Origin of the sequence: Acetivibrio straminisolvens JCM 21531 (assembly GCF_000521465.1) — a bacterium.
Lineage (GTDB): Bacteria > Bacillota > Clostridia > Acetivibrionales > Acetivibrionaceae > Hungateiclostridium > Hungateiclostridium straminisolvens.
The window spans coordinates 1-3,709 of the sequence record NZ_BAVR01000115.1 but is presented as its reverse complement, the minus strand read 5'-3'; the positions used below and the strand labels follow the sequence as shown (position 1 = coordinate 3,709).

Annotated in this window: 3 protein-coding genes and 1 pseudogene; 2 read left to right on the top strand and 2 right to left on the bottom strand. The window is 35.4% G+C overall.

Going from position 1 to position 3,709, the window contains the following annotated elements; genetic code table 11:
- Positions 1–174: 174 nt before the first annotated feature.
- Both JCM21531_RS16700 and JCM21531_RS24945 read right to left on the bottom strand, forming a co-directional pair.
- Positions 175–693, bottom strand: coding sequence for an Imm6 family immunity protein (locus JCM21531_RS16700; protein ID WP_020457684.1), 519 nt, complete (start codon positions 691–693; stop codon positions 175–177).
- 139 nt (positions 694–832) lie between these two features.
- Positions 833–1,396: pseudogene (locus JCM21531_RS24945) on the bottom strand (polymorphic toxin-type HINT domain-containing protein); the annotation flags it as partial.
- Positions 1,397–1,473: 77 nt separating this feature from the next.
- On the opposite strand from JCM21531_RS24945, the gene JCM21531_RS18750 reads away from it, so the two are divergent.
- Both JCM21531_RS18750 and JCM21531_RS16685 read left to right on the top strand, forming a co-directional pair.
- Entirely contained in the window at positions 1,474–1,935 is a 462-nt protein-coding gene (locus JCM21531_RS18750) for a helix-turn-helix domain-containing protein (RefSeq protein ID WP_023062499.1), read from the top strand.
- Between the two features lie 76 nt (positions 1,936–2,011).
- Complete coding sequence (locus JCM21531_RS16685; protein ID WP_038291507.1) at positions 2,012–3,229, top strand: IS256 family transposase; 1,218 nt, start codon at positions 2,012–2,014, stop codon at positions 3,227–3,229.
- Positions 3,230–3,709 lie beyond the last annotated feature (480 nt).

Below are 3,709 nucleotides of genomic sequence, written 5' to 3'. Positions count from 1 at the left end.
TAATGCCAAGAAACTTTCTACCTTTTCTTGGCATTATTATATTACTTCTATTTTGAAAAAGCAAGTAAAACGTAGCTATATTTCAAATCAAGCCACCGCCGGCTCGTTTTCTTCTTCTTTTACTTTAAAACTATGGATTTGAATATATCGGCTCTAAACTTGAAATACTCAAAGTTACCTAATACCCATAATCTCATCCTTCAATATTGCAATACCAACCTCATTCATATTTGTCGTTCTGTATTTTTCAAGTAAATAATTCTCTAATAACTTAATCCAATGCTCATCATAATTTGCACATTTTTTAGCATATTCAATTAATATATCAATAGTTCCTTCATCAACTTGCTCAATTGACTCAGGAAGATATTTTTCATTTTCAATTTGATATGCCTGCCATATAGTATACATTAATGCAGTGATAATTGTAATCCATATTGGTTCTTTTACAGGGTCCCCTTGTACAAAACTGCTGTATACCATTAGACCTGTATCTCTTTCATTTTCAAGATACTCGCACAATTCATCTCCTGATATATTTTTCCCTTTAAGCCAATTCCAGCACTGCTTTAATGCTTCATCTGCTTGCAAATATCCTTGATCATTTTCTGACAACCCTTCAAAAGCTTTCTGCGCAACAGCTAAATAAAAAGCCACCCTTGCTCTAATGGTGATATTGTTTATAAATTCCATATATTTCACCTCTTGTATTTTTTATTAAATATATCTACCGTTTAATAAAGTAAAATTCTGTCTACCGAAAGGCTTTACCCCTTCAGCTCCAGGAGTAGTAACCTTTATTTTTAAATTAGGAAACTTTTCACTTAGTTGCCTAAATACACCCCGGAGATACGTTAGGGTCACTCAGCTCTTGTAAACACGTAGGACATACTCCTCTAGGGTTAGATTGGATAATATTCAATGTCCCCCGGACCTCATCCGGTTTTAATCCTGCTTTTTTAACTGCTTCCACAAATTCATGCATTAGTTCTTCTTCTGCATGGTTTCTATTTAGTGGAACATTTGTAGGAGCTTTTATTTCACGATTGGGTGCTATTTTATCCAGGCTAGGAAGTCCTGCTTCTTGTCTAACCTTCGGTGAAGCTCCACAAAAAGTCTGTCCCTCAAGTCCTGGTACATCTGTTTTTCCAACCGCTACCGTATGAGTTTCAGATACTCCCAGTCTTTGCCTATATTGATCCAAATCAGACTTACTAACTTCTATATCAATTTTGCCAGTTTCTGTTTTATAGTTTGCATTATGTACCAGTATTCCATCATTACCAACATGATATGTGTGAAAATCATTCACCTTGAAGTTATAAACCTTGACAAATTCATCTGTAATTTCAAGCTTTTTCTCTTCTACCACCAAAACATTGCCTTTTGAATCTAGTGCCAGTTAACAGAATTTACATCTAGTAATTAAGTTGCCACCCCTCTATATTATATATCATAGAGAGGATGGTCAAAATGAACTATGGATCAAATAAAAAATTATTCATAAGAAAACTGACTGCTGAGGAGAACAATGAGTTAAGGAAAGCTATTAAAACTTCAACTTCCAGTAAAACCATACGTTATGCGCAAGTCATCCTGGCTTCAAGTGAGGGAATGGATTCAAAAAAGCTTTCTGAAACCTATCATTACTCTCAACATAATATTGCTGTCATTATAAATGCATTTAACAATGAAGGTATACAGTGTATCTATCCTAAAAAGCATACTGGAAGACCTACAACCAGGACTGATAACCAAAAGACTCAGTTAATTGAACTTACCAAAGTTTCTCCCAGAACTTTAGGATATCCATTTAACTCATGGACTCTGCATCGGCTTAAAACAGTAGCCATTGAACAGAAAATATTTGAGGAGATTAGTCACATGTCAGTCAAGAGAATCCTTGATGCTGCTGGAGAATTTGAGGATGTTTAAAATTTTGTGTATAGAAGAATTAAAAGTCTCCTTCTTGGCAAGAATTACAAAATAATATCCAAGGAGGAGATTTTTTATGTCAACATTATCAAAAGAACAAGTAAAAGAAATAATTAAGGGTAATAATTTCCAAAGTGTTGCTGATGTAAGCGCATATCTAAAAGATATCTTTAAGGATATTATCCAAGAGCTTCTCGAAGCAGAACTTGAGGCTAAATTAGGATATGCAAAAGATGATGTGGAAAACAAAAATACAGATAATAGTCGAAACGGTTATTCAGCAAAAACCATAAAAAGTGAATTTGGAGAGGTTGAAATCCAAGTACCAAGGGACCGCAAAGGAGAATTTAAACCTCAAATTATACCCAGGTATCAGAGGGATGTTTCCGGAATTGAAGAAAAAGTTATTGCTTTGTATGCCAGAGGAATGTCTACCCGGGATATAAGTGAACAAATTGAAGAACTTTACGGCTTTAGTTTGTCGACTGAAATGGTTAGCAAAATTACAGACAGGATAGCGCCGGAAATCAAGGAATGGCAACAAAGACCACTGGAGCCTATATACACATTTGTCTTTATCGATGCAATTCACTATAAAGTACGGGATGAAGGAAGGATAGTAAACCGAGCAGCCTATGTTGTTGTTGGTGTCACAGTAGAAGGAAGTAAAGATATTTTGGGGATTTGGATAGGTGATAACGAATCATCAAAGTTTTGGCTTGGAGTATTAAATGATCTTAAGAACAGAGGGGTGGAGGATGTGCTAATATTTTGCGTTGACGGACTTACAGGCATAAAAGAAGCGATAAATGCAGCATATCCAAAGGCCGAAGTACAACGCTGCATAATACATCAACTTCGAAATTCCTTTAAATATGTATCCTTCAAGGATATAAAAGCTTTTAGCAATGACTTTAAGGAAGTATATCGAGCAATTAACGAAGAAGTAGCATTGGAGAAGTTTTGTGAAATTAAGGGCAAATGGGGAAAGGAATACCCATATGCAATACAAAGTTGGGCAAACAACTGGGATGTGATAAGTCCGTTTTATAAATTTCCTGAAGAAATAAGGAGAATAATTTACACCACTAACATCATTGAAGGATTGCATCGACAGTATCGCAAAGTCACAAAAACGAAGACAATGTTTCCAAGTGACAGTTCACTGGAAAAGATGCTGTATTTGGCGTCAATGAATGTAGTAAAGAAGTGGACACAACGGTATAAGAATTGGGATAGAGTACTCAGCCAACTAATGATTCAGTATCCAGGCAGATTGGAGAACTATATTTAAAAGCAATCACCCCCACCGCCCTCAAGGCTCGTCCTCATCGCCGGACGGGCTAGACCTCACAAAATAAAAAAGAGTGGAGAAAAGGCCAATATATCCCATTATAATCAATTATGGCCAAATTAAATCAAATTTATGTATGAAACCTGACAAAACTGGCAATAATATATAATGTGGAAGTAATTTACGACTATATTCTGTAAACTTTGAAAACCTAAAATTGCTTGCCAGGAAGGGTTGCAGAACTTCTGATACACAAGATTATTTATATTCCTATATTGGAAAGAACCAAAAATATCCCGGCGTTGACACTGCTTCCAAAATTCTTTTACCACCATCCTCAAGGAGCCACTCATCCGACATTTGTTTTATGCCTTTCTTCGTTTTACATAATTGGGAAGCATTAAATCTTGATTCGCTAATTACATATTTAATATTTGAGTTTGGATTCTCGTTTGAATGTAAATGTCAATAAAAATTTGG